The 26,919-nt window shown below is 71.0% G+C and carries 24 protein-coding genes; 15 read left to right on the forward strand and 9 right to left on the reverse strand.

Annotation, left to right across the window (positions count from 1 at the left end; translation table 11 throughout):
• Positions 1-13 precede the first annotated feature (13 nt).
• On the forward strand, positions 14-1,105 hold the full coding sequence (locus tag A4F85_RS18535; protein ID WP_063327399.1) for a class I SAM-dependent methyltransferase: 1,092 nt from the start codon (positions 14-16) through the stop codon (positions 1,103-1,105).
• Positions 1,102-2,343: an MFS transporter gene (locus tag A4F85_RS18540; RefSeq protein WP_063327400.1), complete on the forward strand. Its 1,242-nt coding sequence runs from the start codon at positions 1,102-1,104 to the stop codon at positions 2,341-2,343. Before A4F85_RS18535 ends, A4F85_RS18540 begins: the two co-directional genes overlap by 4 nt.
• Before the next feature lie 4 nt (positions 2,344-2,347).
• Here the strand turns inward: A4F85_RS18540 and A4F85_RS18545 are convergent, their stop codons facing one another.
• The gene (locus A4F85_RS18545; protein ID WP_012203037.1) at positions 2,348-3,019 is read right to left on the reverse strand and encodes a response regulator; all 672 of its coding nucleotides are present in this window, start codon (positions 3,017-3,019) and stop codon (positions 2,348-2,350) included.
• A 28-nt stretch (positions 3,020-3,047) separates the two neighbouring features.
• Positions 3,048-4,946 (reverse strand): type IV pili methyl-accepting chemotaxis transducer N-terminal domain-containing protein, encoded by a 1,899-nt coding sequence (locus A4F85_RS18550; RefSeq protein WP_063328025.1) that lies wholly within the window; start codon positions 4,944-4,946, stop codon positions 3,048-3,050.
• Positions 4,947-5,107: 161 nt separating this feature from the next.
• On the opposite strand from A4F85_RS18550, the gene A4F85_RS18555 reads away from it, so the two are divergent.
• A complete protein-coding gene (locus A4F85_RS18555) occupies positions 5,108-5,983 on the forward strand; it encodes a ChaN family lipoprotein (protein ID WP_063327401.1) in 876 nt (291 codons plus the stop codon).
• A 51-nt stretch (positions 5,984-6,034) separates the two neighbouring features.
• On the opposite strand, the gene A4F85_RS18560 is transcribed toward A4F85_RS18555, so the two are convergent.
• Positions 6,035-6,292, reverse strand: coding sequence for a DUF3297 family protein (locus A4F85_RS18560; protein ID WP_012203034.1), 258 nt, complete (start codon positions 6,290-6,292; stop codon positions 6,035-6,037).
• Between the two features lie 121 nt (positions 6,293-6,413).
• Here A4F85_RS18560 and A4F85_RS18565 point away from each other — a divergent pair, with 121 nt between their 5' ends.
• Complete coding sequence (locus A4F85_RS18565; RefSeq protein ID WP_080736788.1) at positions 6,414-7,718, forward strand: DUF445 domain-containing protein; 1,305 nt, start codon at positions 6,414-6,416, stop codon at positions 7,716-7,718.
• A gap of 166 nt (positions 7,719-7,884) precedes the next feature.
• On the opposite strand, the gene A4F85_RS30685 is transcribed toward A4F85_RS18565, so the two are convergent.
• Entirely contained in the window at positions 7,885-8,052 is a 168-nt protein-coding gene (locus A4F85_RS30685) for a hypothetical protein (protein ID WP_156517036.1), read from the reverse strand.
• Here A4F85_RS30685 and A4F85_RS18570 point away from each other — a divergent pair.
• Positions 8,051-10,078, forward strand: coding sequence for a ligand-gated channel protein (locus tag A4F85_RS18570; RefSeq protein WP_063327402.1), 2,028 nt, complete (start codon positions 8,051-8,053; stop codon positions 10,076-10,078). The two genes, A4F85_RS30685 and A4F85_RS18570, sit on opposite strands and share 2 nt — an antisense overlap.
• Positions 10,079-10,199: 121 nt before the next feature.
• Positions 10,200-11,144, forward strand: a complete 945-nt coding sequence (locus A4F85_RS18575) for a siderophore ABC transporter substrate-binding protein (RefSeq protein WP_063327403.1) — start codon at positions 10,200-10,202, stop codon at positions 11,142-11,144.
• Here A4F85_RS18575 and A4F85_RS18580 read toward each other — a convergent pair.
• Both A4F85_RS18580 and A4F85_RS18585 read right to left on the reverse strand, forming a co-directional pair.
• The gene (locus A4F85_RS18580; RefSeq protein ID WP_063327404.1) at positions 11,120-12,121 is read right to left on the reverse strand and encodes an arsenic resistance protein; all 1,002 of its coding nucleotides are present in this window, start codon (positions 12,119-12,121) and stop codon (positions 11,120-11,122) included. The genes A4F85_RS18575 and A4F85_RS18580 overlap by 25 nt on opposite strands.
• A 114-nt stretch (positions 12,122-12,235) precedes the next feature.
• Positions 12,236-13,918 carry a sigma-54 interaction domain-containing protein gene (locus A4F85_RS18585; RefSeq protein ID WP_034390017.1) on the reverse strand — a complete coding sequence of 561 codons (1,683 nt, stop codon included), beginning with the start codon at positions 13,916-13,918 and terminating at the stop codon, positions 12,236-12,238.
• Between the two features lie 222 nt (positions 13,919-14,140).
• On the opposite strand from A4F85_RS18585, the gene A4F85_RS18590 reads away from it, so the two are divergent.
• Genes A4F85_RS18590 through A4F85_RS18615 form a run of 6 tightly spaced genes read left to right on the forward strand, consistent with a single transcriptional unit; the run spans position 14,141 to position 20,883 of the window.
• Positions 14,141-15,688 carry an acyl-CoA carboxylase subunit beta gene (locus A4F85_RS18590; RefSeq protein ID WP_046241328.1) on the forward strand — a complete coding sequence of 516 codons (1,548 nt, stop codon included), beginning with the start codon at positions 14,141-14,143 and terminating at the stop codon, positions 15,686-15,688.
• A 28-nt stretch (positions 15,689-15,716) separates the two neighbouring features.
• Positions 15,717-16,736 carry a tripartite tricarboxylate transporter substrate binding protein gene (locus A4F85_RS18595; RefSeq protein ID WP_063327405.1) on the forward strand — a complete coding sequence of 340 codons (1,020 nt, stop codon included), beginning with the start codon at positions 15,717-15,719 and terminating at the stop codon, positions 16,734-16,736.
• Between the two features lie 10 nt (positions 16,737-16,746).
• Positions 16,747-18,855 (forward strand): acetate--CoA ligase family protein, encoded by a 2,109-nt coding sequence (locus A4F85_RS18600; protein WP_063327406.1) that lies wholly within the window; start codon positions 16,747-16,749, stop codon positions 18,853-18,855.
• Entirely contained in the window at positions 18,852-20,213 is a 1,362-nt protein-coding gene (locus A4F85_RS18605) for an acetyl-CoA carboxylase biotin carboxylase subunit (protein ID WP_063327407.1), read from the forward strand. The genes A4F85_RS18600 and A4F85_RS18605 overlap by 4 nt, the downstream gene beginning before the upstream one ends.
• An 11-nt stretch (positions 20,214-20,224) precedes the next feature.
• The gene (locus tag A4F85_RS18610) at positions 20,225-20,449 is read left to right on the forward strand and encodes an acetyl-CoA carboxylase biotin carboxyl carrier protein subunit (RefSeq protein ID WP_012203026.1); all 225 of its coding nucleotides are present in this window, start codon (positions 20,225-20,227) and stop codon (positions 20,447-20,449) included.
• Positions 20,446-20,883, forward strand: coding sequence for a PaaI family thioesterase (locus A4F85_RS18615; RefSeq protein ID WP_012203025.1), 438 nt, complete (start codon positions 20,446-20,448; stop codon positions 20,881-20,883). The genes A4F85_RS18610 and A4F85_RS18615 overlap by 4 nt, the downstream gene beginning before the upstream one ends.
• A gap of 7 nt (positions 20,884-20,890) precedes the next feature.
• Here A4F85_RS18615 and A4F85_RS18620 read toward each other — a convergent pair whose 3' ends face one another.
• The 3 genes from A4F85_RS18620 to A4F85_RS18630 are packed head-to-tail and all read right to left on the reverse strand — an operon-like array spanning position 20,891 to position 23,423.
• Positions 20,891-21,319, reverse strand: coding sequence for a hypothetical protein (locus tag A4F85_RS18620; protein WP_013804407.1), 429 nt, complete (start codon positions 21,317-21,319; stop codon positions 20,891-20,893).
• A 35-nt stretch (positions 21,320-21,354) separates the two neighbouring features.
• Positions 21,355-22,737, reverse strand: a complete 1,383-nt coding sequence (locus A4F85_RS18625) for a heavy metal sensor histidine kinase (protein WP_063327408.1) — start codon at positions 22,735-22,737, stop codon at positions 21,355-21,357.
• The gene (locus tag A4F85_RS18630) at positions 22,734-23,423 is read right to left on the reverse strand and encodes a heavy metal response regulator transcription factor (RefSeq protein WP_169807217.1); all 690 of its coding nucleotides are present in this window, start codon (positions 23,421-23,423) and stop codon (positions 22,734-22,736) included. Before A4F85_RS18630 ends, A4F85_RS18625 begins: the two co-directional genes overlap by 4 nt.
• A gap of 164 nt (positions 23,424-23,587) precedes the next feature.
• Here A4F85_RS18630 and A4F85_RS18635 point away from each other — a divergent pair, with 164 nt between their 5' ends.
• From A4F85_RS18635 to A4F85_RS18645, 3 genes are all read left to right on the forward strand, one after another.
• Positions 23,588-23,992, forward strand: a complete 405-nt coding sequence (locus A4F85_RS18635; RefSeq protein WP_063328026.1) for a hypothetical protein — start codon at positions 23,588-23,590, stop codon at positions 23,990-23,992.
• A 167-nt stretch (positions 23,993-24,159) separates the two neighbouring features.
• Positions 24,160-25,494 carry a TolC family protein gene (locus A4F85_RS18640; RefSeq protein ID WP_063327409.1) on the forward strand — a complete coding sequence of 445 codons (1,335 nt, stop codon included), beginning with the start codon at positions 24,160-24,162 and terminating at the stop codon, positions 25,492-25,494.
• A 30-nt stretch (positions 25,495-25,524) separates the two neighbouring features.
• A complete protein-coding gene (locus tag A4F85_RS18645; RefSeq protein WP_063327410.1) occupies positions 25,525-26,913 on the forward strand; it encodes an efflux RND transporter periplasmic adaptor subunit in 1,389 nt (462 codons plus the stop codon).
• Positions 26,914-26,919 lie beyond the last annotated feature (6 nt).

Raw genomic sequence — 26,919 nt, forward strand, 5'->3', positions numbered from 1 at the left:
AAAGGACCTTCCGATGAATACACCCCGCCGTGAATCCCCTCCCCACGCCCCCTCTCACGCCCTGCAACCGCTGTGGGACCTGGCCGCCGCCCAGGTGCAGGCCGAGGCCCTGGTGCTGGCCCTCGAATCGGGGGCGCTGGACCGGCTGGCCACGCCCCAGACGCCGGCCGAGCTGGCCCAGGCCCAGGGCTGGAATGAGGCCAATACCTCCCATTGGCTGGAATTGCTGTGGAGCATGGGCCTCCTGCGGCGCGGCCAGCACGAGCCCGTGAGCTACCTGTTGGCCACCGATGCGCTGCGCTACCTGCACAGCGCATCGCCCGAGTCCTGCGGCGCGGCCTGGCTGTTCCGCCTGCGCTCGCTGCGCCACTCCGCCACGCTGCTGCGCGGCCTGGTCGAGCACGGCCCTGCCGGGGACGGCTCGGCCTGCAGCGCCCCCTTGGCCACGGGCAATGCCGAAGGCTGGGCCGCCGCCGCGCGCGCCCAGATCGGCCAGGAGCAGCGCGCCGTCAGCGTGCCTGCCGCGCTGCAGGTGCTGGACCAGGTGCCCGAGGTCGCTGCCGGTGCGGGTGCGGGTGCAGGTGCCGCGCGCCGCATGCTGGACCTGGGCGGCGGCCCCGGCTGGATCGCGCTGGCCCTGCTGTGCCAGCAGCCCGCGCTGCAGGCCAGCGTCTTCGACTGGCCCGAGGCCGTGGCCGTGGCGGCGGACAACGCCCGCCAGTCCCGCCTGTCCGACCGCTTCACCGCGCTGGGCGGCAACCTGGCCACGGACGGCATAGGCAGCGGCTACGACCTGGTCTGGTGCTCGTCCGTGCTGCACTTCGTGCCCGATGCGGCAGCCGTGGTGGCCAAGGTGTTTGACGCGCTGGCGCCCGGCGGCGTCTTCGTCTGCGCCCATGCCGAGGTGGATGAGACGCCCGAAGCCGCCCTGCGCACCCTGCCCTACTACCTGCCCATGCGCCTGCTGGGCCGCAGCGTGACGCGGCGCGGCGAGCTGCAGGCGCTGCTGGCGCAGGCCGGGTTCGAGCGCATCGAACGCATCGAGTCGCGCGAGTTTCCGATGGCGCCACTGGCCGTGCTCATTGCCCGCAAGGCCGCGCCATGAAGGCCGCAGCTCCCCGCCCGGTCTGGCTGCTCCAGGCACTTTTCGGCTGGCTGCACCTGGCGCTCACCGCCCCCAGCGTCTACCTCTGGCTGGGCCTGCCCCTGGTCATGCGCCAGCATGGCTGGTCGGGCACGGCCATCGGCCTGTTCCAGCTGGCGGGGCTGCCCGCGCTGATCAAGTTCGCGCTGGCCGCGCCCGTGGAAGCGCGCAGCGCGAACGGCCAGCCGCGCTACCGCGCCTGGGCGCTGGCCCTGTGCCTGGCTTATGCGGCCGTGCTGCTGGCCCTGGGCTGGCAGCAGTTGCTGGCCGAGCGCCTGTGGCTGTTCGGCCTGGCCTTCGCGGCCGCGCTGGCCGCCACCTGGGCCGACATTCCCGTCAGCGCCCTGGCCATCCGCCTGCTGCCCGCGTCCGAGCGCATGCGCGCCGGGGGCGTGCGCGCGGCCGCGCTGTCGCTGGGCGCCATCGTGGGCGGCGGGATGATGCTGCTCATGCAGGCGAAATGGGGCTGGCGCGCGCCCTTCCTCTGCCTGGCCGGCGCGCTGGCGCTGGGCGCCCTGCTGCTGGCCTGGGTGGTGCGCCATGAGCCCGGGGATGCGCCCTCGCCTGTGCTGCTGCCTGCGCCCAAAGCTGGACTGGCCGCCATGGTCCGCGGCTATGGCGCCCAGCCCGGCGCCTGGCGCTGGACCCTGGTGCTGGTCAGCTACTTCCCCTTCATCGGCGCGGCCTGGTTCTACCTCAAGCCGCTGATGCTGGACCACGGCTTCGCGCCCGCCCAGGCCGCCCTGCTGGCCGGCATGGGCGGCGGCGTGGTGGCTGCGCTGGCGGGCGCGGCCTCGCCCCTGCTGACGCGCCGCCTGGGCACCCGGCGCGCCCTGCCCCTGTATGCGGGCTGCAACGTGGCGGCGCTGGCACTGCTGGCCGCCGTCATCGCAGCCGGCGCCCCGCCCCCGGGCCTGGTCGCGGCCGTGGCCTGCGTGGCAGCAGCCATGGGCGCCTCCTCGGCCTGCGTCTTCGGACTGATGATGCAATTCGCCCGCCCGCGCTGGCAGGCCTTCGACTACGGCCTGCAGGCCAGCCTGTTCGCCGCCAGCCGCATGCTGGTGCCGCTGGCGGCCGGCGTGGCGCTGGACGCCATGGGCGCGGCAGCCATGCTCACCGGGCTGACCGTGGCGGCCGCGCTGGCCTGGGTCTGGGCGCTGCGGTGTGCTGGGGATGGTTGGGCTTCAGCCACAGCGTAGGCCGCTAATCCCGCTGCCGCTCCGACGCATACACCGCCGCCTGCACGCGCGAGCTCAGGCCGAGCTTGCGCAGAATGTGTTGCACATGGATCTTGACCGTGGTCTCGGCAATGTCCAGCGTGCGGGCGATTTCCTTGTTGCTGGCGCCTCGGGCGATCTGGACCAGCACCTCTTCCTCGCGCGGGGACAGCGGCGAGGCCGGGGCCTCGTCCGGCTCGGGCGCCTGGGGCTCGGGCGCGCCCTGGGACTGGAAGGCGGCCACCAGCTTGCCCATCATCTCGGGGCTGACCACGGGCTCGCCGCGCGCGGCGCGGCGCAGGGCCTCGGACAGCAGGTCGCCGTCGATGGTCTTGAGCAGATAGCCCTGGGCGCCGTTGCGCAGCGCGGCCGCCAGGTCCTGGCCGTCCTCGCTCACGGTGAGCATGACGACGCGGCTGCCGGGCGATGCGGCCCGCAGGCCCGCGATGGCATCGACGCCCAGCACGCCGGGCAGGTGGTTGTCCAGCAGGATGACCTGGGGCGCCAGCGCGGGCACCAGGCGCAGGGCCTCGCCCGCGTCGCCGGCCTCGCCGACCACGCGCAGGCCTGCGTCCTGGGCGATGAGGGCGATCAGGCCGCGGCGGAACAGCGTGTGGTCGTCGATGACGAAGACGGAGATGGGGCTGGAGAAGGACATGGGGCGGTCTTTTTCTGGCGGGAGCGTGTCACGCGTTCGAGGGGAGGGCCTGCGCTGACGCGCCGGCCGAGGCCGACGGCGGCAGCTCGATCAGCACGCGCGTGCCCTCGCCGGGGCGGGAGTGGACATGGACCAGCGCCTGCGCCAGCAGGGCGCGCTCGCGCATGATGCCCAGGCCCACATGCAGCGAGTCCGGCGCAACGGCGGCGGGGACGAAGCCGCAGCCGTCGTCGCAGACTTCGAGGCGCCAGGGGTGGCGCCCCACGCGCAGCTCCACATGCCTGGCACCCGCGTGCTTGCGCACGTTGGACAGCGCCTCCTGCACCATGTGCAGCACCTGGATCTGCACGTCGGGCGCCAGCGGCAGGCCCTGGCCCGACATGCTCAGCGAGGTGGCAATGCCCGTCTGGTGCTCGAACTTGGACAGCGTGGCGCGCAGCGCGGCCTCGATGTCCTCGGCGCTGGTGCGCGTGCGGAAATGCACCAGCAGCTCGCGCACGTCGGCATAGCATTCGCGCACGCCCACTTCCAGCTCGCCCAGGCTGCGGTCGCGCGCCTCGTCGCGGCCCTTGGCCACGGCGTCGCGCAGCAGCTGGGTCTGTATCTTGAGAAAGGCCAGCGACTGGGCAATGGAGTCATGCAGCTCGCGCGCGATCAGGCCGCGCTCCTCGGCCACGGCGGCCTCGCGCTCCAGCGCCGTGGCGCGCAGGCTTTCCATGGCGCTGGCCAGGTGGCGCGCCATGGCGGACAGCAGGTCGCGCATGTCGTCCGTGAGCACCACGGTGGAGCGAAAGAACAGGTTGACCTCGCCCAGCAGGCGCTGCTGCAGTTGCACGGGGATGCTGACCACGGTCTGGAAGCCGGCCTCGCGGCAGTGGGGCAGCTGCAGGTCGCTGGCCGGCGTGATGGGGATCACGCGCAGCCGCGCCTGCTCGCGCGGCTGGCCGCACAGGCAGGCGCCCGTGTGCAGGCAGTGCTCCTGCACCGACATGGACTGGGGCAGGCCGTCGCCGGCCAGCAGCACGTAGCGCTCGTTGGCCTCGTCGGACCAGCGCACCGTGGCCGCATCGGCCTGGGCCGCCAGGCGGACCTGGCGCACAAAGCCTTCGGCCAGGGACTGCAGGCTGGCGGCCTCCGACGCCTGCACGCTGACCGCGTACAGCGCCTGCAGCTGCTGGTGCTGCACGTTGAGGCTGGCGGTCTTCTCGCGCACCTTGTCCTCCAGCTCGGCGTGCGAGCTCTGCAGCGACTGGGCCATGAGGTTGAAGCCGGCCGCCAGCTGGCCGAACTCGTCGTCCACCTCCACGCTCATGCGCGTGTCCAGGTGTCCGCGGCGCATGCGCTCCAGCGCCGAGCGCAGCTGGCCCACGGGATGCAGCACCAGCCAGTAGCTGGTGGCCATGAAGCTCACGGCCGCGATGATGGCCAGCGCCATCAGACACATCTGAAACAGGTGCAGGATGGCCGTCCAGCGCGAGAGCCGGTCCTCGATGGCCTCGACAAAGCCGTCCACCTCGCGCACGAAGGCATCGGCACTGCCCATGATGGCCTGCGCATCGACATGGTCCTCGGCCTGCCACTGCGTGCGCAGCGCACTCCAGTCGCCGCGTATGCGCTCGTAGCGCGCGCTGACCGCATCGCTCCAGGGCACGAACAGCGGCCGCGACATGTCGCCGCTGCGCAGCAGGTCCAGGCTGGCGTCGAACTGCCGTGCGCGCTCCTGCCACTGCGCTGGCGCCTCGTTCTGGCGCGCCATGGCCATGCGCACCATGCTCATGCGCAGCCGCCCGGCCTCGTTCACCGCCGCCGCGCCGCCTTCCAGCTGCCAGGCCACCCACAGCGTGAAACCAATGGAGGCCACGGCCGCGAGCAGGCAGGCTGCGCCCATGAGCAGCAGCTTGGTCGAAAGCGAGGGCTTGCCATGCATGGTTGCACTGTAGCCACGGCACATTTGCGCGTCTTGACCTGAATCAAGCGCCACCCGTTTGCGCCGTGCCCCCGCCCCGATTCCTAGGATCCTTTCAACTGCCCCCAACGCCCACAGGGCCTATGGCGTCCCCGGGCGAGGCCAGTGTTTAGCATGGGGCCATGCAAGTCCGCTCCATCCCCCGCCCCTTCATCCGCACCCCGCGCCTTGCCGGCCTGGCTGCGGCCGCATTGCTGGCGGCAGCCCTTGCCGGCTGCGCCAGCTCCTCCGCCCCGGCGCGGGACTGGACGCAGCAGTTGCAGCGCTGGTCCGACGCGCCCATCGTGCTGCTGGGCGAGCAGCACGATGCGGTCGCCCACCAGGCCTGGCAGCAGGCCACGGTGGAGCAGTTGGCAAAACAGGAGCGCCTGGCCGCGCTGGTGATCGAGATGGCGCCGCGCACGGGCTCCACGGCCAGCCTGGCGCGCGATGCCTCCGAGGACGCGGTGCAGCAGGCCCTGCAATGGCAGGACGCGGCCTGGCCCTGGCCGCGCTACCGCGGCGTGGTCATGGCCGCCGTGCGCGCGGGCGTGCCCGTGCTGGGCGGCAACCTGCCGCGCGCCGACATGAAGCAGGCCATGCGCAACGAAAACCTGGACACCCATTTGCCGCCCGAGGGCTGGCAGCGCCAGCTCGACGCCATCCGCGAAGGCCACTGCGGCCTGCTGCCCGACACCCAGCTGGCGCCCATGGCCCGCATCCAGCTGGCCCGCGACGCCAGCATGGCCGAGGTGGCCAGGGCCGCTGTCAAGCCCGGCAAGACCGTGCTGCTGGTGGCCGGGCGCGGCCACGTGCTGCGCGGCGTGGGCATTCCCAGCTGGCTGCCCGAGGCCGCAGGCGCCAAGGTGGCCGTGGCGCAGGCGGGGGAGACATCGGTGGCGCAGGCCTCGGATGTGGATTGGCTGCAGAAGACGGATGCCCTGCCCGCCAAGGACCACTGCGCCGAGCTGCGGGAGAAGTTCAGGAATCCGCCGGCGCCGCGGGCCGATGCGGGCTGAAGCCCGCTGATTCCTGAAGAGGTTGCGGCCGGCCTTGCGACCGGCCGGAAATCAGCGGTAGAAAGCTTCCACGGCGCCCTTGAGCTTGATCAGCAGGGGCCTTCCCTTGCGGTCCACCGTCTTGCCGGCCGGCACCTTGATCCATCCCTCGCTCACGCAGTATTCCTCCACATCGAAGCGCTCGTTGCCGTTGAAGCGGATGCCGATGTCGTGCTCGAACACGGCGGCCACATGGTGCGGGCTGCGCGGGTCGATGGACAGGTGGTCGGGCAGTGCGGGGCGATCGGCGGGTGCGTTGGCGTCGGTCATGGTCTTGTTCTCGCAAGAGGGTTCTGAAGAAAGCCGGTATTGTCCGCGCAATTCGCAGGCAGGCGCTGGCTGACAGGCTTTGGCGGCAGGCATCGTCATGCGGATGGCGGACGGGCGTCGTATGCTGCGCTCCATGCTGTCGCCAGAGCAACGTCAAACACTGAAGTCGGCCAAGCGCCTGCCGCTGGCGCTGCTGCTGTTCGTGGCGCTGGGCTTCGTGGCCTCGTCCGTGGCGGCGGGGCACTGGCAGCAGGTGCCGCTGTGGCTGGCCTGCATCAAGGCCGTGACCGAGGCCTCGCTGGTCGGCGCGCTGGCCGACTGGTTTGCAGTGTCGGCGCTGTTCCGGCGCATTCCGCTGCCCCTGGTCGGGCGCCATACGGCCATCATCCCGCGCAACAAGGACCGCATCGGCGAGAACCTGGCGAATTTCGTGCGCGACAAGTTCCTGGACGGCCCTTCGCTGGTGGCACTGATCGAGCGCCATGATCCCGCCCGCGTGCTGGCCGGCTGGCTGACCACGCCGGCCAACAGCACCCTGCTGGGGCGGCAGGTGGCGCGGCTGGCGCTGGCGGCGCTGGAGATGGTGCAGGACCGGCAGGTGGAGCGCTTTCTAACACAGGCATTCAAGGCCTTGCTGGCCCAGGTGGACCTGCCCCGCGCGGCGGCGGATCTGTTGTCGGGCCTGACCAAGGACGGCCGCCACCAGGCCGTGCTGGACGATGTGCTGGCCCGCGTCAGCGGCGTGCTGCGCGAGGCCGAGACCCATGTGCTGATCGCCCAGACCATCGTGCTGTGGCTCAAGCGCGAGCATCCGCTCAAGGAAAAGATGCTGCCCACGGACTGGCTCAGCGACAAGGGCGCCAGCGCCATTGCGGGCGCGCTCGACAGCCTGCTGCAGGACATCGCCAGCAATCCCGAGCACCACATGCGCAAGGCCTTCGACGCCTCCGTGGACCGGCTGGTCACGCGGCTGCAGTCCGACCCCGCCATGTCCGAGCGCGCCGAGCGGCTGCGCCATTACCTGCTGCACGATGAAAAGCTGGCCGGCTACCTGCGGGCGCTGTGGCTGGGCCTGCGCGCCAAGCTGCAGGCGGATCTGGCCAACGAGCATTCGCAGGTGGCGCGCAAGACCGCCGCCATGGGCCGCTGGCTGGGCCAGTCGCTGGCGCACGACGAGGCGCTGCGCAGCTCCATGAACGAGCGCCTCAAGCGCTGGGCCCAGGCGCTGGCGCCCGATGTCTCGCAGTTCCTGGCCCAGCACATCGCCGATACCGTGCGGCGCTGGGATGCGCGCGAGCTGTCCGAGCTGATCGAGCTGCACATCGGCAAGGACCTGCAGTACATCCGCATCAACGGCACCGTGGTCGGCGGTGCCGTGGGGCTGGTGCTGTTCCTGGTCTCCAATGCGGGGCGGCTGTGGGCCTGATCCTCGTATCAGGATGTTGCCTGCGGGCCACATCGGGCCAACTTTACAAAGCCGCCGTGCTCGCCGGAACGCCGTGAATCGTGCCGGGCGCTGCACGCGCCCAGGCACTGGCGGCCCTGCATGTCATTGATGAACAAGGCAACATTCAGCATCCTGAATGAATTGCTCACAGATCGGCCCGCTTGTAAAGAAAAACAGCAGCTGCGCTGCCGTCGGCCAGGCCGTTGTCGACGGGAAAATAAAATAAGAACGATTCGCACTCATCAAAAACAACAGAGCGGATGCGCACCCCGGTCGTTCGACCGTCCGTGATTCTTCTTGCGAGCTTTCCCATGCACAACTGCACAGCCCCCGCGGCGGGCCGTGGCTTTGCCCTGTCCGCCCTTTGCACCTCCCTGCGTGCTTCGTTTCCCTCCACCGTCGTTCCCCTGCGCCGCACCGCGCTGGGCGCCTGCCTGGGCCTGCTGGCCTCGGGCAGCGCGCTGGCCCAGGCAGCAGGCGGGGCGACGCTGGAAACCCTGGTCGTGACGGCCAGCGGCTTCGAGCAGGAGATCAGCCAGGCGCCGGCCTCGATCTCGGTGATCACGCGCCAGGAACTGGAGCAGGGCGCCTACCGCAACCTGCACGATGCCCTGCGCGATGTGCCCGGCGTGATCCTCACGCCCTCGGACAACAACTCCAACGACATCTCGTTGCGCGGCATGGGCGCCAACTACACCCTGATCCTGGTGGACGGCAAGCGCATGAGCACGCGCGAGACCCAGACCAACGGCAGCACCGGCACGGACCAGAGCTGGATTCCGCCGCTGGAGGCCATCGAGCGCATCGAGGTGGTGCGCGGCCCCATGTCCTCGCTGTACGGCTCGGACGCCATGGGCGGCGTGATCAACGTCATCACGCGCAAGGTGGCGAAGAACTGGCATGGCTCGGTGCGTGCCGACGCCACGCTGCAGGAGCGCTCCACCTCGGGCGATGCCTACCAGACCAACTTCTACCTGTCAGGCCCGATCAAGACCGACCTGCTGGGCCTGAGCCTGTACGGCAACTACGGCAAGCGCGACCAGGACCGCATCTACCAGGGCTACAACAAGAGCGACAACCGTTCGCTGAACCTGCGCCTGGCGCTGACCCCCAGCAAGGACCACGACCTGATCGCCGAGATCGGCACTTCGCGCCAGCACTTCGTTTCGTCGCCTGGCATGACCCTGCTGCCCACCGATGCGCCCAGCGACCGCAAGTTCGAGCGCGAGAACTACTCGCTGCAGCACAAGGGCCGCTGGGGCTGGGCTTCCTCCGACACCTATCTGCAGCGCGAGGAAACGCGCAACCTGTCGCGTGACATGACCATCAGGAACACGGTGTTCAACACCAGCTGGGTGGCGCCGCTGGGCCGCCAGCACCTGCTGACCACGGGCGTGTACTACAACCAGCAGGACCTGCGCGACACGACGACCAATACGCTGCCGGGCTCGGCGCGCACCACGGCCGATCGCACGCAGTACGCCTGGTTCGCCGAGGACGAGTGGCGCCTGCGCGAGAACTTCGCCCTGACCGGCGGCCTGCGCTACGACCACGACAGCAAGGGCGGATCGCAATGGAGCCCGCGCCTGTATGGCGTGTGGAACCTCGACGCGCAATGGACCGTCAAGGGCGGCGTGTCCACCGGCTTTCGCGCGCCCTCGTTGCGCCAGACCCTGGGCGACTGGGGCCAGTCCAGCCGCGGCGGCAACATCTACGGCAACCCCGACCTGAAGCCCGAAACCTCGCTGAGCAAGGAACTGGGCGTGCTCTACAACAACGGCGCCGGCCTGTCGGCAGGCCTGACGGTGTTCGACAACGAGTTCAACGACAAGATCACGCGCATCGCCTGTCCCGAGTGCGGGCCTGCCAATTCCTCGGGCAACACGCCCACCACCAACGTCAATATCGACAAGGCCATCACGCGCGGCATCGAAGCCACGTTCAAGGCCCCGCTGGCGCGCACGCTGGACCTGAGCAGCAGCTACACCTTCACCAAGTCCGAGCAAAAGAGCGGCGAGTTCGCGGGGCAGCCGCTGAGCCAGCTGCCGCGCCACATGCTCAACCTGGCGCTGAACTGGAAGCCGTCGCAGCAATGGGCGGGCTGGGCCAAGCTGTCCTACCGGGGCAAGGAAAGCCAGCCCACGGGCGGCCGTTCGGCGCGCACCTGGGTGGCCGGCAGCTATGCCATGTTCGACATGGGCGGCTCCTACAACTACAGCAAGGACGTGACCTTCTACGCAGGCATCTACAACCTGTTCGACAAGGACGTGTACTACGAGGACTACGCCACGGTGCAGGACGGCCGGCGCTACTGGATCGGCATGAACGTGAAGTTCTAGGCATCCCGGCCGCAAGGGCGGCCGCTGCCCGTGGCCTGCGGATCAGGCCGCGCCGCTTCCCGGCGCGGCACCCGCCTCCGGAGGCCGGAACTCCATTCATTTTTTCCTGGGATTCTTTGCCATGACCTTCGATATCACGCGCCGCGCGGCGGCGCTGGCCCTGCCGGCCTTGTTCCTGGGGACTGCGATGGCGGCCCCGCTGTCCGTGCGGCATGCCGGGGGAATGACCAGCCTGCCCGGCGCACCCCGGCGCGCGGTGGTTTATGACCTGGGGGCGCTGGATGCACTGCATGCGCTGGGCGTGCCCGCGTCGGCGGTCGCAGGCGTGCCCCGGGCGCAGCTGCCCCGGTATCTGGACAGCTTCGCGCAGCGGCCTGCGGCGGGCGGGCTGTTCGAGCCCGACTACGAGGCGCTGAGCCGGCTGGCGCCCGACCTGATCATCGTGGGCGGGCGCTCGGCCGGCAAGGCCGAGGTGCTGGGACGCATCGCGCCCACGCTGGACCTGAGCGTCAGCGGCAAGCACATGCTGGCCGATATCGAACGCAACATCGCCACGCTGGCGCTGCTGTTCGGCCGCCAGGCGCAGGGCCGTGCGCTGGTGCAGCGCATCCAGGCCGAGCTGCAGGGCCTGCGTGCCCAGGCCTCGCAGGCCGCGCCGGGCCTGCTGCTGATGGCCGTGAACGACAAGCTCCTGCCGCAGGCGCCGGGATCGCGTTTCGGCTTTCTGTTCGATGTGTTCGGCGCGCGCTCGGCGCTATCGGCTGCGCAACTGCCAGCCCGCGGCACCGCCTACGGCTTCGATGATGTGGCGCGGCTGGACCCCGAGTGGATCTACGTCATCGACCGCAACACGGCCACGGGCCAGGCGGCAGGCGGCGGCGAGATCATGGCTTCGCGCAAGGTGTTCGACAACGCGCAGATCCACGCCACGGCGGCCGGCCGCAAGGGGCAGGTCGTCTTCCTCGATCCCAAGGGCTGGTACCTGATGGGCAGCGCCGGGCCGACAGCGCTGCTGGACAACATGGCGCAGCTGCGCCAGGCCTATGGCGCGGCGTCATCGCGTTGACCGCGGGCCAGGGCCAGCTCCCGGTCCCGGCCCCACAGCGCAATCACGCGCACATAGGCCAGCTCGGCCAGCAGCTCCACCAGCGTCTGCGTGACGATGACGGCCGGCAGCACGGGAATGGCGCCAGGCACGGCCAGGGCCAGCGGCAGCACGACCAGCGAATTGCGCGTGCCCGCGCTGAACGCGACCGCACGGCCTGCGGGCGCTGGAAGCCGGAAGGCACGTGCCACCAGCCAGCCCAGTGCGGGCGCCGCCACCGCAAAGGCCGCATAGACGGGCACCACGCTCCAGGCCGTGTGCGTGGCCGGGCCCAGCTGGGGCAGCACGGAGGCGATCACCACGAACAGCACCAGCGCGGTGGCCGGCACGGGCAGCAGGCCCAGCCATGCCGAGGCGCTGGCGCCGCGCCGGCCGCGGGCCGCCCACAGCTGCGTGGCAGCGGCCAGGGCCAGCGGCACGGCGATCAGCCACACGAACGCATGCAGGAAAGGCCCCGCCTGCACCAGCCGCGCCGCATCGTCTCCCAGGAACAGGCCCAGGTAGCCGGGCAGGGCCAGCATCTGCGCGATCAGCAGGGCCGGCGTGGCTGCCAGCAGCAGGCGCGCGTCGGCACGTCCCAGGTGGGAGAAGGTGACCACGTAGTCGATGCAGGGCGCCAGCAGCACCAGCAGCGCGCCCAGGCGCAGCAGGGGGTCGGCGGGCAGGAACTGCAGCAGGGCCCAGACCAGCACCGGCACCACGATGAAGTTGGTCACCATCAGCGCGGCCAGGAAGCGCACCTGGCCAAAGGCGCGCCGCAGCTCGGCCACGGGCACCTGCAAGAAGGTCACATAGAGCATCAGCGCCAGCGCGGGGTTGATGGCACGCTCCAGCACGCCCGTGCCGGGCAGCGCCCAGGCGGCGGCCGCGGCCAGGGCCACGGCGGCGAAGTAGATGGGGATCTGGCGCTGTTCGAGCGCGTCTCGGGTGTCTTGCATTCGGGGCGCCGGGTGCGGCAGAGGCGGCAGGGACGGCAGGGGGTACGGGGTGCCTAGTATGGCAACGGTGCGGCCAGCCGCTGTCTCGAATTCCCTGCCTTCGGCACGACAGGCTCAGCCGGGCGATGCCGCGCCCAGCACCTTGTAGAGGTAGGAGCGCGAGATGCCCAGCTCCTGCGCGGCCAGCTTCTTGTTGCCGCCGCAGCGTGCGATGGCGTCGAGGATGGCGTTGCGCTCCTGGTCCTTGAGCGGGGCCACGGCGCCGGTGGAGGGCATGTCTGCCTCTGCAACGGGCAAAGGCCGTGCGCCGGCCAGCGGGTCCTCGTGGCGCGCGAAGTTGTCCACGCCCAGCAGGTGGCCGTCGCAGAACACCAGGGCCTCTTCCACGCGCTGGCGCAGCTGGCGCACATTGCCGGGCCAGGCCTGGCGGGCCAGGTAGGGCATGACGCCAGGCGCGATGCGCGGCAGCGCAATGCCGTTGCGCTCGCAGAACGACTGGGCAAAGCGCTGAACCAGGGCCGGGATGTCCTCCAGGCGCTGGCGCAGGGCCGGCACATGCAGCACCACGCCGCTGAGGCGGTAGAACAGGTCCAGCCGGAAGCGCCCGCTGTCGATGAGGCCGCGCAGGTCGCGGTGCGTGGCGGCCACGATGCGGAAGTTCACCTGCCGGCCGCTGTGCGCGCCCAGGCGCTGCACTTGGCGGTCCTCCAGCACGCGCAGCAGCTTGACCTGGATTTCCATGGGAATGTCGGCCACTTCGTCGAGGAAGAGCGTGCCGCCCTCGGCCTGCTCCAGCTTGCCGGGCTGGCCCTGCCTGCGCCCGCCCGTGAAGGCGCCGGCCTCGTAGCCGAAAAGCTCGGACTCGATCAGCGTGGCCGGCAGCGCCGCGAGGTTGAGGCTGACCAGGGGCGCGTCGGCATCGCGCCCGCGCGCATGCAGGGCCTGGGCCACCAGTTCCTTGCCGCTGCCGCTCTCGCCCAGGATGAGCACGGGCACGTCCAGCCGCGCCACGGCGTCGATCTCGCGGGCCAGCCTTTGCATGGGGGCGCTGGCGCCCACCATCTGCGCCGTGGGCGTGCCGCCGCGCAACTGGCTCAGTTCGCGCTTGTAGTGCTGCACCTCGTCATGCAGCTGGTTCAGCCGCTGCTGCATGCGGTTGAGCGCCTCCACGCCGCTGAAGCTGACCTGGCCCACGGCACCCACCACGGCGCCGCCCTCGTAGACCGGCATGCGGTTGACGATGCGGCTCACGCCCGGCCCCAGCTGCTGCAGGTCGCCGATCTCGGCCCGGCCGCTGCGCACCACATGGGGCAGGCGCGAGTTGGGGATCACGTCCTCCGCGCGCCGGCCTGCGGCCGTGCCGGGCGCCAGGCCGAAGAACTTCTCGTGCACTGGGCTGATGTAGCGCATCAGCCCTTCATGGTCGGCCACCGTGATCGCCTGGTACGGGTTGGTCAGGAACATGTTGAGGATGGCGAAGGCGAAGGGCACGCTGGCCACCATGTCGAACAGCGCCGCCGCCTCGTCGGCCGGGCGCAGCAGGGCGACCTCGCCCTCGGCATCGGCCAGCACCACGGCCACATGGCGGGCCACCGTGCCGCGCGGGCCCGGTGTTTCCACGTGCAGCAGCTGGCCATGGCCGATGGGGTTGTGCCCGTCGCCGTGCGCGCGGGCCAGGGCCTCGGTGACGGCTGCATGCAGCAGCGGCTCCTGCGCCAGGCCCAGCCGCGCCACGGGCTCGGGCGAGTCGCGTCGCCACACGAGAACGCCGAATCGGTGGTCGGGGGAGCTGGGCATGGGCATGGCGGGCAGTGGCTGGGGTGAACGCACTCTAGCGGCGCGCAGGCCACGGGTCTGTCCCCGTGGTGTCTCCATGAAAGACAGTGCCCAACCCGTGTCTTCGAGGTTGTCCTTGATGTGGACACGCGCAGGTCGACTGTGGAAAAAATCCTTTGAATTCAACGCGCTGCGTTCTGGCACGCCTTGTGCATCTCTACAGGCACAAGGAGACACGACGACATGAGCTGGCAACCCGAAGTGGACGAGATCGCATACCGCCGCGCACTGGCGGCCAAACTGGGCGGAGAGGACAAGGTGGCGCGGCACAAGGCCGCGGGCAAGCTCACGGTGCGCGAGCGCATCGATGCCTGCACGGACGCGCAGTCCTTCGTGGAGGTGGGCTCGCTCACCGGCTCGGGCCAGTACGACAGCCTGGGCAGGCTGACGGACTTCACGCCCTCCAACCTCATCATGGGGCGGGCGCGCGTGGGCGGGCGGCCCGTGGTCGTGGTGGGCGACGATTTCACGGTGCGCGGCGGCGCCAACGACGGCGCCGTGGGCGACAAGCTGATCTTTGCCGAGAAGATGGCGCACGACCTGCGCCTGCCCATGGTGCGCCTGGTGGATGGCACGGGCGGCGGCGGCTCGGTGCGCAACATCGAGACCAAGGGCTACACCAGCGTGCCCACCATGAAGGTCTGGAGCCAGGTGGTGCAGAACCTGTCCACCGTGCCCGTGGTCTCGCTGGCCCTGGGCTCGGTGGCCGGCATGGGCGCGGCGCGCGTGGCCTCCAGCCATTACTCGGTGATGGTCAAGGAGACCGCCCAGCTGTTCAATGCCGGCCCGCCCGTGGTGGCGCGCATCGGCCAGAACGTGACCAAGAACGAGCTGGGCGGCAGCCAGGTGCACACGCGCAACGGCGTGGTCGATGACGAGGTGGCCACCGAGCAGGAGGCCTTCGAGCGCGTGCGCCGCTTCCTGTCCTACCTGCCATCGTCGGTGTACGAGCTGCCTGCGCGCACCGCGCCACAGGACGATCCGCGGCGGCGCGACGAATGGCTGCTGTCGGCCATTCCGCGTGATGGCCGCAAGGTCTACAAGATCCGGCCCATCGTCGAATGCCTGGTCGATGAGGGCTCCTTCCTGGAGACGGGCCGCCACTGGGGCCGGGCCATCGTCACCGGGCTGGCGCGCATCGACGGCTGGCCCGTGGCCGTGGTGGCCAGCGACCCGTACTTCTACGGCGGCGGCTGGGACGGCCCCTCGGCCGAGAAGTTCACGCGCTTCGTGGACATGGCCCAGACCTTCCACCTGCCCGTGGTCAACCTGGTGGACATCGCGGGCTTCCAGATCGGCGTGGAGGCCGAGAAGGCCGGCGTCATGCGCTACGGCGTGCGCGCCCTGGCCGCCGTCTACCAGGCCACCGTGCCCTGGTGCAGCATCCTCATCCGCCGCGCCTACGGCGTGGCGGCGGCCGGCCACCAGCACATGGGCCGCTTCAACTTCCGCTATGCCTGGCCCTCGGCCAACTGGGGCTCGCTGCCCATCGAGGGCGGGCTGGAGGTGGCCTACAAGGCCGAGATCGAAGGCGCCGACGACCCCGTGCAAAAGCGCGCCGAGATCGAGCAGCGCGTGCGCAGCCTGACCTCGCCCTTCCGCACGGCCGAGGCCTTCGGCATCGACGAGGTGATCGATCCGCGCGACACGCGCGCCCTGCTCAGCGAATTCGTGGAACTGGCCGCGCCGCTGCGCGAGGCCGGAGCGCCGCAGTTCGGCCTGCGGCCCTGAACGCATAAAAACCCAAGGAGACAAAGCAATGGCAACCAGACAACCGCGCGCGCCCTCGCGCCGCACCGCCCTGGCCCTGTGCCTGGCGCCGTGCCTGACCCTGTGCGCCGCGACGGCGGCCCAGGCCCAGGCCCCCCAGGAGGACAAATGGCCCACGCGCCCCGTGCGCATCGTGGTCGGCTTTCCTGCAGGCTCGTTCACCGACACCATTGCACGCGCGCTGTCCGAGCCGCTGAGCAAGTCGCTGGGCCAGCCCGTGGTGGTGGAGAACAAGCCCGGCGCCAACGGCGCCATCGGCGTGGGCGAGGTGGCCCGCGCCGCGCCCGACGGCTATACCCTGCTGGTCACCAACTCCAGCAGCATCACCATCAACCCCCAGATCTACAAGAAGATCACCTACCGCGCCAAGGACTTCGCGCCCATCACCATGGTGCTGGATGCGCCCTTCATCCTCACCGTCAACCCCGAGTGGGCGCAGAAGCACCAGATCCGCTCGGCCAAGGATGTGATCGCCTTCGCCAAGGGCCATCCCGACAAGCTCAGCTACGGCTCTGCCGGCCCCGGCAACATCGCCCACCTGGCCTATGCGGCCTGGAGCAACCGCACGGGCGTGAAGACCACGCATGTGCCCTACAAGAGCGCATCGCAGGCCCAGATGGCCGTGCTCAGCGGCGAGCTGGACACGCAGTTCGACACCTGGAGCGCGCTGCCCCACATCGCCAGCGGCAAGCTCGTGGCGCTGGCCGTCACCGCGCCCCGGCGCATGCAGCAGCTGCCCGAGGTGCCCACCATGGCCGAGGCCGGCTATGCCGATTTCGACGTCACCTTCTGGGCCGGTCTGCTGGCGCCTGCGGGCACGCCGCCGGCCATCGTCAACCGGCTCTACGAGGCCTCCAGGGGCGTGCTGCAGGACGCCCGCATCCGCGCCGTGCTCAGCAGCCAGGGCGAGCCCGTGATGATGCCGCCCGCGCCGTTCGGCCAGCGCATCGCCAAGGAAGTGGCCGACTGGGGCCAAGTCATCCAGCGCGAAGCCTTGTCTTTGGATTGATGAGGTACGCATGTCTCTGTTGCAAGCACTGAACCCCCGCTCCGTCGCCATCCTCGGCGCATCCGACAACCCCATCAAGGCCGGTGGCCGGCCCATCGACTACCTGCGGCGCCATGGTTTCGCAGGCCGCATCCTGCCCGTCAATCCCAAGCGCGCCGAGGTCCAGGGCCTGGCCGCCTACCCCTCGCTGCGCGCGCTGCCCGAGGCGCCCGATGCCGTGGTCATCAGCCTGCCCGGCGAGGATGTGGCCGCCGCCATCGACGACTGCGTGGCCGTGGGCGCGCGCCTGGCCGTGATCTATTCCTCGGGCTTTGCGGAGCTGGGCGAGGAGGGTCGCCGGCAGCAGGCCGACCTGGTGGCGCGGGCGCGCCGGGCGCCAGGCGGCGGGCTGCGCCTGTTCGGCCCCAACTGCCAGGGCGTGGCCAACTTCGCCACGGGCGCCATCCTCAACTTCTCGACCATGATCAACGAGAACGCGCCGGCCGACGGCCCCGTGGCCATCGTCAGCCAGAGCGGTGCGGGCGCGGCCATTCTCTACGGCGGCCTGCGCCGCGCGGGCATCGGCGTGCGCTACATGCTGTCCACGGGCAACGAGGCCGATGTCTGCGCAGCCGAAGCCGTGCGCGCCGTGGTCGAGGACGAAGGCATCCGCCTGGTCGTGCTCTACATCGAGACGCTCAGGCAAAGCGCCTGGCTGGCCGAGGCCGCGCGCCTGGCGCATGCGCGCGGCGTCACCATCCTGGCCGTGAAGGCCGGCCGCACGCGCGCAGGCCAGGCCACGGCCAGCTCGCACACGGGCGCGCTGGCGGCCGAGGACGCGCTGGCCGATGCCTTCCTGCGCCAGCACGGCATACCGCGCCTGGCCGACTTCCGCGAGTTGATCGACTACGCGCCGCTGTTCCTGTCCCAGCCCGCGCCGCGCGGTCGCCGCGTGGTCAGCATCAGCAATTCGGGCGCCACCTGCGTGCTGTCGGCCGACGCGGCCGAGGAATACGGCCTGGCCCTGGAGCCGTTCGATGCCGCCACGCTGGACGGCCTGTCCCAGGCCCTGCCGTCCTATGTCACGGCGCGCAATCCCATCGACATGACCACGGCCCTGCTGGGCAGGCCGCAGACCTTTGGCGACACGCTGCGGGCCTTGTCGGGCAGCGGTGCCGCCGATCTGGTGCACGTGGGCTTCCCGATCGGCGGCGAGGGCTATGACTTCGCCGACTTCGCGGGCCAGGCCAGCCGCTTTGCGCGCGACACCGGCGTGCCCATTGCGGTCAGCGTCAACCAGGACTGGGTGGCCCAGGCCTTCCAGGACCAGGGCGTGCCCACCTTCTGGAGCGAACGCGCCGCCATGCGCGGCCTGGCGCTGCTGGCCGAGCAGGCCGGTGGCAGGCAGGCACAGGCGCCGTCTGCCGAGGCATCGGTGCCGGTGGCGGCCTCCCGCTCCCTCACGCTTGACGAGCCCTCCAGCCTGTCCGAGCTGGCCCGCGCCGGCCTGCCGGTGATGCGCCATCTGGTCTGCAGGAACGAGGACGAGGTGCGCGCCGCCATCGAGTCCCTGCCACGGCCCCTGGTGGCCAAGGGCGTGTCCGCCGATCTCTCGCACAAGTCCGAGCATGGCCTGGTGCGGCTGAACATCCGCGAGGCGGAGCAGGCGCTGCAGGCCTTTGGCGACTTCGCCGCCACGCTGGCCCGCCTGGGCGCGGCCGATGGCGGCCTGCTGCTGGGCGCCCAGCACAGGGCCGACTTCGAGCTGGCGCTGGGTGCCCATGTGGATGCCGAATTCGGCGTGGTGGTCATGGTCGGCCAGGGCGGCGTGCTGGTGGAGGCGCTCAGGGACGTGCAATTCCTCGTGGCTCCCTTCAGTGCGCGGCAGGCGCAGGATGCCCTTGCGCGCCTGTCCATCGCCCCGGCCTTTGCGGCCGTGCGCGGCATGCCGGCCGTGGAGCTGGACGCCGTGGCCGCCATGATGGTGCGGCTGGGCGACTGGATGCTGGCCCAGGGCGGGCGCGTGCAGTCGGTCGATGCCAATCCCGTGCTTGTGGCGCGCGGCGCGCAGGCGCCGGTCATCGTCGATGCGGTGGTGGCCGTGGCCGCCGCGCCAACGGCGTCCTCGGAGGCGGCATGAGCGGCGCCCCGCACCCCATCCGCCGCGTGCTGGTCGCCAACCGGGGCGCCGTGGCCGCGCGCGTGATCCGCACGCTGCGGCGCATGGGCCTTGAATCCGTGGCCGTGTACTCCGAGGCCGATGCCGGCCTGCCCTATGTGCGCGCTGCCGACCAGGCCGTGTGCATAGGCCCTGCGCCCGCCGCGCAAAGCTATCTGGACCAGGCGCGGCTGCTGCAGGTGGCGCGCGAGACGGGGGCCGATGCCGTGCACCCGGGCTACGGCTTTCTCTCCGAGAACGCGGAGTTCGCCGAGGCCGTGCAGCGCCAGGGCCTGTGCTTCATCGGCCCCTCGCCGCACTGGATACGCACGCTGGGCCACAAGACCCAGGCACGGGCCTTCATGGCCGCCCAGGGCATGCCGCAGGCGGCCAGCTCGGCCGTGCTGCACAGCCTGCAGGAGGCGCAGGCGGAGGCGGCGCGCATCGGCTTTCCCGTGCTGGTCAAACCCGCAGGCGGGGGCGGCGGCATCGGCATGCTGCCCGCGCACGATGCACCGCAGCTGGAGGCCGCCTGGTCCAAGGCCAGCGGCATTGCCGCCAAGTACTTCGGCACGGCCGAGCTGTACCTGGAAAAGCTGATCGAGGCGCCGCGCCACATCGAGTTCCAGGTGCTGGCCGACCGCCATGGCGAGGTGCGCGTGCTGTTCGAGCGCGACTGCTCGGTGCAGCGCCGCCACCAGAAGGTGGTGGAAGAGGCCCGCCCCGCAGGCATTCCCGCGCAGGCCCTGGCCGACATGCGGCAACTGCTGGCCGGCCTGCTGGCGCGCACGGGCTATGACGTGATCGGCACCGTGGAGATGCTCTACACGCCGCAGCACGGCTTTGTCTTCCTGGAGATGAACACGCGGCTGCAGGTCGAGCATGCGGTGACCGAGGAGATCACGGGCATCGACATCGTCGAGGCCCAGATCCGCCTGGCCGCCGGCGAGCGCATGCGGGATGTGCTGCCCGCCGAACCCGTGGCCAGCGGCCATGCCATCGAGGCGCGCATCTATGCCGAAGACCCCGTGCGCTTCCTGCCCTCGCCAGGGCGCCTGGACCGCTTCGAGATGCCCCAGGGCGAAGGCCTGCGCGTGGAGACCGGCTATGCCCAGGGCTGCAGCGTCACGCCCTTCTACGACCCCATGGTCGCCAAGCTCGTGGCCCATGGCAGCGACCGCGCCCAGGCCATCGCACGGCTGCGCCAGGCACTGGCGCAGACCCGCATCGAGGGCGTGAAGACCAATATCCCCTTCATCGAACGCATCCTGGGTCACGCCGATTTCCTGGACCTGTGCATCGACACCGGCATCGCCCAGCGCGTGCTGTCCCACCTTTGAAAGCCCTACCCATGACCACCACCCCGAACATGATCACAAGCCCCATCGCCGGCCTCGTGGCCGCTGTGGAAGCCGCCGAAGGCGGCACCGTCGCCCTGGGCGACACCCTCATCATCGTGGAGTCCATGAAGATGGAGATTCCCGTGGAAAGCGAGGTGGCAGGCGTCGTGCGCCGCATGCTCGTGGCCGTGGGCGAGCCGGTGGCCGAAGGCCAGGCGATTGCGGAGATCGGATGAACGCCGTTGGAATCTCCACCGCCCCGGACCTGGAGGCCGCCGCGCTGGCGCGCGGCTACTTCGGCATCGACGTGCCCTTCATGTCCCATATCGGCCTGGAGCCCGTGAGCCTGGCGCCCGGCCTGGCGCGCACGCGGCTGCCCATGCGCCCGCACCTGGCCAACAGCCGGGGGCATGGCCATGGCGGCGCGCTGATGAGCGCGCTGGACTTCACGCTGAGCGCGGCCGCGCGCTCGTCCAACCCGCTGGGGCTGGGCGTGGTGACCATCGAGATGAGCACGCATTTCCTCGCCTCGGCCACCACCGACCTGCTGATCGAGGCGCGCGTGCTGCGCGCAGGCGCGCGCACCGTGTTCTGCGAGGGCAATGTGCTGGACAGCGCGGGCCAGGCCGTGTGCACGGCGCGGGCCGTGTTCAAGCTGATCGCGCTGTAGCCTGGCCTCAGGCGCCGTCGCCTTCGGGCGCCGGCGGCAGCAGGTGCTGGCCGATCTGCTGCCAGGCCTTGGCCGCGTCATGCTGGCCGCCGAACATGTGGCAGCTGGCGGCCGTCATGGCCAGGCGGCCGTTTTCGGGTTCCAGGTCGAACGCCAGCTCGCATTGCGCGGCGGCGTTGCGCCACATCACCACGGCGTCTGGCGATTCTTCCTTTTGCAGCGCATGGGCTTCGGCCATCCAGGCCTGGGCCAGGCGAAACGCGCCCTCGGCCTGGTCGGGGTCGGCCTTGTGGGCCAGGTAGAACTGCTTGCCGGCCTGCTGCCACAGCGCCCGGGCCTGGGCGAAATCCTGGGTGGCGGCCCGCTGTGCCTGGGCCACCAGGGCATTGCCTTCGGCCAGCAGCGTTGCGTAGGAGGAGGGGGCGTCTTGCGTCATGGGGCGCCATTGTGCCGCCGCTCCGGTGCCTGTGTTCAGGCCGGGGAATCGCGCGGCGGGCTCGGGCTGTCGGGCAGTTCCAGGCCGATGCGCGTGAAGCCGCCTTCGGACTCGGCAAAGCAGCGCCCGCCATGCATGCGCGCGATGGCGGCCACGATGGCCAGGCCCAGGCCATGGTTGCGGTCGGCCTGGCTGCGCGCGGCGTCGGCCCGGTAGAAGCGGTCGAACAGGCGCGGCAGGTCGGCGGGAGCTATGGTCGGGCCCCGGTTGAGCACCGCCAGCGCCACATCACCGGCGCCGCCGTGGTGGGCACAGGGCCGTGCGCCTATCTGCACGGTGATGGTGGAGCCGCGCTGTGCATAGCGTGTGGCATTGCCCAGCAGGTTGGACAGCGCCCGGCGCAGCAGCCGCGCATCGACCTCGGCGGCCGCGTCGCCCTGGACGACGACCTGCAGGTCGGCCTCCTGCAGCGCGGCCTCGTGGAAGTCGATGACCTCATGGGCCAGCGCGGCCAGGCTGGCCCAGGGCGCCAGGCGCGCGCCCTGGCCCCGGTCGGCCTGCGAGAGAAACAGCATGTCGGCCACGATGCCGGCCATGCGCCGCAGGTCCTCCAGGTTGGAAGCCAGCACCTCGCGCAGCTCGGCCTCGCTGCGCGGCTTGCGCAGGGCCAGCTCGCAGCTGCTGATCAGCGTGGTCAGCGGCGTGTTCAGCTCATGGGCCACGTCGGCGTTGAAGGCCTCCATCTGCCGGTAGGCCACGGCCAGCCGTTCCAGCAGGGCGTTGAATTGCGCGATCAGCGGGCGCAACTCCTGCGGCTGTCCGCTGTCGTCCAGGCGCCGCTGCAGGTCCTGGGCCGACAGCTTGCGCGTCTGCTCGGTCAGTTCGCGCAGCGGCGCCAGGCCCAGGCGCACCAGCCAGATGCCGGTCAACGACACCAGCAGCGCGCCGCCCACGGCGGCCAGGGCCAGCGTCCAGGCCAGCAGGGACAGCTGCCGGTCATCGTCGGCGCGGTCCAGGGTGAGCTGGGCCTGTGCATGCTGGCCACTGTCGGCCAGCACCACCTCGAAGCTGCGCTGCAGCGTGCGGCCCGGCGTCTTGGGAATGCGCAGGCGCTCGTAGATCACGCGGCCCTGCAGGTCGGTGATGCGCAGCGACATCTCGTCCAGGCCCGTGAGAAAGTCGTCCAGCATGTGGGCCAGACCGGCCTCGTTGTGGGCGCTGCGGCTTTCCGTCATCAGGTGCAGCACGGCCTGCTGCTTGAGGTCCAGCGTCTCGTGCTGGTGCTGCTCCAGCGTCATCGAGGCCACCCCGTAGACGGCCGCGCACACCAGGCCCAGGCCCAGCATGGTCTGCAGCGCCAGCCAGCGCGACAGGCGCCGGCCCAGGTGGGGAATGTCGGCGGGGGCCTTGGCGTTCACGGTGCGCGCGACTCCAGCACATAGCCCATGCCGCGCACCGTGTGCAGCAGCGGCTGCTCGAAGGGTTGGTCCAGCTTCAGGCGCAGGCGGCGCACGGCGACCTCGACCACGTTGGTCTCGCTGTCGAAGTTCATGTCCCAGACCTGGGAGGCCAGCTCGGTGCGCGACAGCACCTCGCCCTGGCGGCGCAGCAGCAGGCTCAGCAGGTTGAATTCCTTGGCCGTGAGGTCCAGGCGCTGGCCGGCGCGCGTGGCGCGTCGGCGGATCAGGTCCAGCTCCAGGTCGGCCATGCGCAGCATGGTGGCCTCGGCCGCCGGATGCGCCGTGCCGACACTGCGGCGCAGCAGCACATGCATGCGCGCCACCAGTTCGGAGAAGGCAAAGGGCTTGACCAGGTAGTCGTCGGCGCCGCCCTGCAGGCCGCGCACGCGGTCCTCCACCTGGCCGCGCGCCGTCAGCATCAGCACCGGCGTCTGGCGCGACTGGCGCAGCGCCGCCAGCACGGCCAGGCCGTCGATGCCGGGCAGCATGCCGTCGAGCACGATGAGGTCGTAGGCCAGCTCCGTGGCCAGGTGCAGGCCGTCGATGCCGTCGTGCGCGACATCGACCACGAACCCCTCCTCGGTCAGGCCCTTGCGGAGGTAGTCGGCCAGCTTGATTTCGTCTTCGATGACCAGGACTTTCATGCCGAGCATTGTCGGGGAAGGGCATGGTTTGCCAAGATGACAAATTTGTCATGTGCCCGACAGCCCCAGGTCGCCGCACGGCCCTAGACTCGCCGGCTTGGGGGAGTCGTGGTTGTGGGCAAACGCCATGCACGACAATCCCCACCTGCCCCATGCCCTCCTCCATGACCCGGCCCCGTCTCGCCGCCCTCGCCGTCCTCGTGATCGCGCTGCTGTTCCAGTGGAGCTGGATGGCGGCCGCTGCGCTGTGCCGGCATGACGGGCATGAGACCCGGCACTTCGGCCACCATGTCCACGGCGTGAGCCTGCATGGCATGGGCGCCGAGCGCCATGCCAACGCAGATCCGGGCGCTGGCGCCGAACCGGGGCAACCGGCAAAGAAGGCAGACCAGGGCCAGCCGTCGTCGCTCAGCGTCGATTGCTCCATGTGCCATGCCTGGGTGGCCGTCGCCACCCACTACGCCAAGGCCGCGCCGGTGGCGCCTCCCCCCATGCCATTCGCCGAGCCGCTGCGCCGCCATGCCTCGGCCGTGCTGCTGCGCCCCGATCGGCCCCGCTGGCAGGGCTGACGCCCCCTGCAGCCGCCGGCCGGGCATGGCCCTGTTTCTGCCCCGGACCGGCATTCCCCTGAAATCCCCTCGCGCTCAGCGGCCATGGGCCGTGCGCGCCCGCCGCAGCGGCCTGACCGGCTGATGAACGATCAGGCCTGACCTGCGCGCGGGCAAGGAGTCCGTGTATGTCTTTCCCTTCGTCCTTTCCGTCGAGGACGGCTTCCCACGCACCATGGAGCGCCTGGCCCGGGCCGCGCGCCCTGCTGGTGATGGCCGTGCTGACCGCTTGCGGCGCCGTGCAGGCGGGCGAGCCTGCCGATGCGGCTGCGCCATCTGCAGCCGCTGTTACCGAGTCCCCACCGGCCGGCCCGCCGCTGGACCTGCAGCAGGCCCTGGCCCTGGCGCTGGACGGCAACCCCGGCCTGCGTGCGGCCCGCCGTGCGCTGGAGGCCAGCGATGGCGCCGTGCTCCAAAGCCGTGCCCGGCCCAACCCCGAGCTGGCCTGGTCGCAGGAGGACACGCGCCGCAGCACCCGCACACTGACCGTGCAGCTGAACCAGACCCTGGAAGTGGGCGGCAAGCGCGAGGCCCGCATGCGCGTGGCCGAGCGCGGGCGCGACCTGGCGCAGGCCGAGCTGGCGGGGGCCGAGGCTGCGCTGCGCGCCGACGTGGGCACGGCCTTCTTCGGCGTGCTGGCTGCGCAGCAGCGCGTGGTCCTGGCCGGGCAGACGCTGGAGATCGCCAGCAGCGCGCGCGAGGCCGCAGCCCGCCGCGTGGCCGCCGGCAAGGTGGCGCCGCTGGAGGAAACCCGGGCCCGCGTGGCCGAATCCGGCGCCCGCCTGGAGCAGGCCCAGGCCCGCTCGGGCCTGCGCGTGGCGCGCGGCCAGCTGCAGGCGCTGTGGGGCGAGCGAGTGCGCCCCTTCGGCCAGGCCGAGGGCGCGGTGGACGCCCTGCCCCAGCTGCCTGAGCTGGCAGCCCTGCAGCAGCGCATCGAACAGGCTCCCGCCGTGCTGCGTGCGCGCCAGGCGCTGGAGCAAAGCCGCGCCACGGCCGACCTGGAGCGTGCGCGGCGCCTGCCCGATCCCACCGTCAGCCTGGGCGTCAAGCGCGCCACCGAGGTCGGGCGCAACCAGCTCGTGGTCGGCGTCTCCGTGCCCCTGCCCGTGCTCGACAGCAACCGGGGCAACCAGCTGCAGGCCCTGCGCCTGGCCGACCAGGCCGAGGAGCAGTTGCTGGCCACGCGCGTTCAGCTGCAGGCCCAGCTGTTCGAGGCGCGCGAGCTGCTGCAGGCCAGCCGCGAGCAGGCGCGCCAGTTGGCCGAGGAGGTGCTGCCCACGGCGCGCACGGCCTACGAGCTGGCCTCGCGCGGTTTTGCGCTGGGCAAGTTCGGCTACCTCGACGTGCTGGACGCACAACGCACCTGGTCCGAGGCGCGCAGCCAGTACCTGGACCAGCTGCTGGCCACCCACCGCGCCGCCGCCGACATCGACCGCCTGCTGGGCACCGAATCCGGCCTCTGATTCCGATAGCAACCTGATTGCATCCAGACCATGAACACCAAGCCCTCCTCCTCCCCCCTCGGACCGCGCCGCACCCTCGTGGCCATTGCCGTCATCCTGGCCCTGGGCGCGCTGGCCGCCACGCTGATCCTGCGCAGCGGCACGCCGGGCGCTGCCAAGGCCGACAGCCATGGCCACGGCCACAGCGAGGCCGCAGGCCATGCCGATGGCGAGCACCACGGCGCCGCAGCAGCCGCAGCCGATGGCCACAAGCACGATGAAGGCCATGCCGACGATGAACACCATGAAGACTCCAAGGCGGAAAAAGCCGAGGCCAAGCCTGCCGCCCAACCTGCGGCCCAAACTGCCGCCAAACCGGCTGCAGAAGCCGGCCACGGCGACGACGAAGGCCTGATCGCCATGGACGCCCAGCGCATGCAGGCGGCCGGCGTGCGCCTGGCCGAGGCCGGTCCGGCCACCGTGCGCTCCGTGCTGCAGCTGCCCGGGGAGATCCGCTTCAACGAAGACCGCACGGCCCACGTCGTGCCGCGCGTGGCCGGCATTGCCGAGAGCGTTCCCGCCAACCTGGGCCAGAACGTGAAGAAGGGCCAGCTGCTGGCCGTGCTCAGCAGCGCCGCCGTGTCCGAGCAGCGCAGCGAACTGCTGGCCGCCAGCAAGCGCCTGGAGCTGGCACGCACCACCTACGCGCGTGAAAAGCAGCTGTGGGAGGAGAAGGTCTCGGCCGAGCAGGACTACCTGCAGGCGCGCCAGGCGCTGCGCGAGGCCGAGATCGCCGTCTCCAACGCCCAGCAGAAGCTGGCCGCCACGGGCGCCGGTGCCGGCGGTGGTGCGGGCGGGCTCAACCGCTTCGAGCTGCGCGCGCCATTTGACGGCGTGATCGTGGAAAAGCACCTGTCCGTGGGCGAGGCCGTGCAGGACACCACCCAGGTCTTCACCATCTCCGACCTGCGCAGCGTCTGGGCCGAGATGCGCGTGGCCGCGCCCGACCTGCCCGCCGTGCGCGTGGGCGAGAAGGCCACGGTGCGCGCCACGGCCTTCGACTCCTCGGCCACGGGCGAGGTGGCCTATGTGGGCGCACTGATCGGCCAGGACACGCGCACCGCCCCCGCGCGCATCACCCTGCCCAACCCCGACGGCGTGTGGCGCCCGGGCCTGTTCGTGAACGTGGAGCTGACGGCATCGTCCCGGCAGGCGCCGCTGGCCGTGGCCACGCAGGCACTGCAGAAGATGGAGCAGCAGACCGTGGTCTTCGTGCCCGTGCAGGGGGGTTTCCGCGCCCAGCCGGTGCGCGTGGGCCGCGCCGACGGCAAGACCACCGAGGTGCTGGAAGGCCTGAAACCCGGCCAATCCTACGTGGCCGAGGGCAGTTTCATGCTCAAGGCCGAGCTGGGCAAGGCCACGGCCGAGCACTCCCATTGATGCGGG

Origin of the sequence: Delftia sp. GW456-R20, assembly GCF_001622915.1 — a bacterium.
Lineage (GTDB): Bacteria > Pseudomonadota > Gammaproteobacteria > Burkholderiales > Burkholderiaceae_C > Comamonas > Comamonas acidovorans.

What these genes read in the sequence shown, in the direction of transcription:
- A4F85_RS18565 (WP_080736788.1), top strand. Translation starts at nt 6,414, where the DNA reads ATGCTGCGCTCCATGCTGTCGCCAGAGCAACGTCAAACACTGAAGTCG.
- A4F85_RS18605 (WP_063327407.1), top strand. Translation starts at nt 18,852, where the DNA reads ATGAGCGGCGCCCCGCACCCCATCCGCCGCGTGCTGGTCGCCAACCGG.
- A4F85_RS18640 (WP_063327409.1), top strand. Translation starts at nt 24,160, where the DNA reads ATGTCTTTCCCTTCGTCCTTTCCGTCGAGGACGGCTTCCCACGCACCA.
- A4F85_RS18540 (WP_063327400.1), top strand. Translation starts at nt 1,102, where the DNA reads ATGAAGGCCGCAGCTCCCCGCCCGGTCTGGCTGCTCCAGGCACTTTTC.
- A4F85_RS18575 (WP_063327403.1), top strand. Translation starts at nt 10,200, where the DNA reads ATGACCTTCGATATCACGCGCCGCGCGGCGGCGCTGGCCCTGCCGGCC.
- A4F85_RS18545 (WP_012203037.1), bottom strand. Translation starts at nt 3,019, where the DNA reads ATGTCCTTCTCCAGCCCCATCTCCGTCTTCGTCATCGACGACCACACG.
- A4F85_RS18535 (WP_063327399.1), top strand. Translation starts at nt 14, where the DNA reads ATGAATACACCCCGCCGTGAATCCCCTCCCCACGCCCCCTCTCACGCC.
- A4F85_RS18590 (WP_046241328.1), top strand. Translation starts at nt 14,141, where the DNA reads ATGAGCTGGCAACCCGAAGTGGACGAGATCGCATACCGCCGCGCACTG.
- A4F85_RS18595 (WP_063327405.1), top strand. Translation starts at nt 15,717, where the DNA reads ATGGCAACCAGACAACCGCGCGCGCCCTCGCGCCGCACCGCCCTGGCC.
- A4F85_RS18635 (WP_063328026.1), top strand. Translation starts at nt 23,588, where the DNA reads ATGACCCGGCCCCGTCTCGCCGCCCTCGCCGTCCTCGTGATCGCGCTG.
- A4F85_RS18630 (WP_169807217.1), bottom strand. Translation starts at nt 23,423, where the DNA reads ATGAAAGTCCTGGTCATCGAAGACGAAATCAAGCTGGCCGACTACCTC.
- A4F85_RS18570 (WP_063327402.1), top strand. Translation starts at nt 8,051, where the DNA reads ATGCACAACTGCACAGCCCCCGCGGCGGGCCGTGGCTTTGCCCTGTCC.
- A4F85_RS18580 (WP_063327404.1), bottom strand. Translation starts at nt 12,121, where the DNA reads ATGCAAGACACCCGAGACGCGCTCGAACAGCGCCAGATCCCCATCTAC.
- A4F85_RS18560 (WP_012203034.1), bottom strand. Translation starts at nt 6,292, where the DNA reads ATGACCGACGCCAACGCACCCGCCGATCGCCCCGCACTGCCCGACCAC.
- A4F85_RS18620 (WP_013804407.1), bottom strand. Translation starts at nt 21,319, where the DNA reads ATGACGCAAGACGCCCCCTCCTCCTACGCAACGCTGCTGGCCGAAGGC.
- A4F85_RS18645 (WP_063327410.1), top strand. Translation starts at nt 25,525, where the DNA reads ATGAACACCAAGCCCTCCTCCTCCCCCCTCGGACCGCGCCGCACCCTC.
- A4F85_RS18600 (WP_063327406.1), top strand. Translation starts at nt 16,747, where the DNA reads ATGTCTCTGTTGCAAGCACTGAACCCCCGCTCCGTCGCCATCCTCGGC.
- A4F85_RS18610 (WP_012203026.1), top strand. Translation starts at nt 20,225, where the DNA reads ATGACCACCACCCCGAACATGATCACAAGCCCCATCGCCGGCCTCGTG.
- A4F85_RS30685 (WP_156517036.1), bottom strand. Translation starts at nt 8,052, where the DNA reads ATGGGAAAGCTCGCAAGAAGAATCACGGACGGTCGAACGACCGGGGTG.
- A4F85_RS18550 (WP_063328025.1), bottom strand. Translation starts at nt 4,946, where the DNA reads ATGCATGGCAAGCCCTCGCTTTCGACCAAGCTGCTGCTCATGGGCGCA.
- A4F85_RS18585 (WP_034390017.1), bottom strand. Translation starts at nt 13,918, where the DNA reads ATGCCCAGCTCCCCCGACCACCGATTCGGCGTTCTCGTGTGGCGACGC.
- A4F85_RS18555 (WP_063327401.1), top strand. Translation starts at nt 5,108, where the DNA reads ATGCAAGTCCGCTCCATCCCCCGCCCCTTCATCCGCACCCCGCGCCTT.
- A4F85_RS18615 (WP_012203025.1), top strand. Translation starts at nt 20,446, where the DNA reads ATGAACGCCGTTGGAATCTCCACCGCCCCGGACCTGGAGGCCGCCGCG.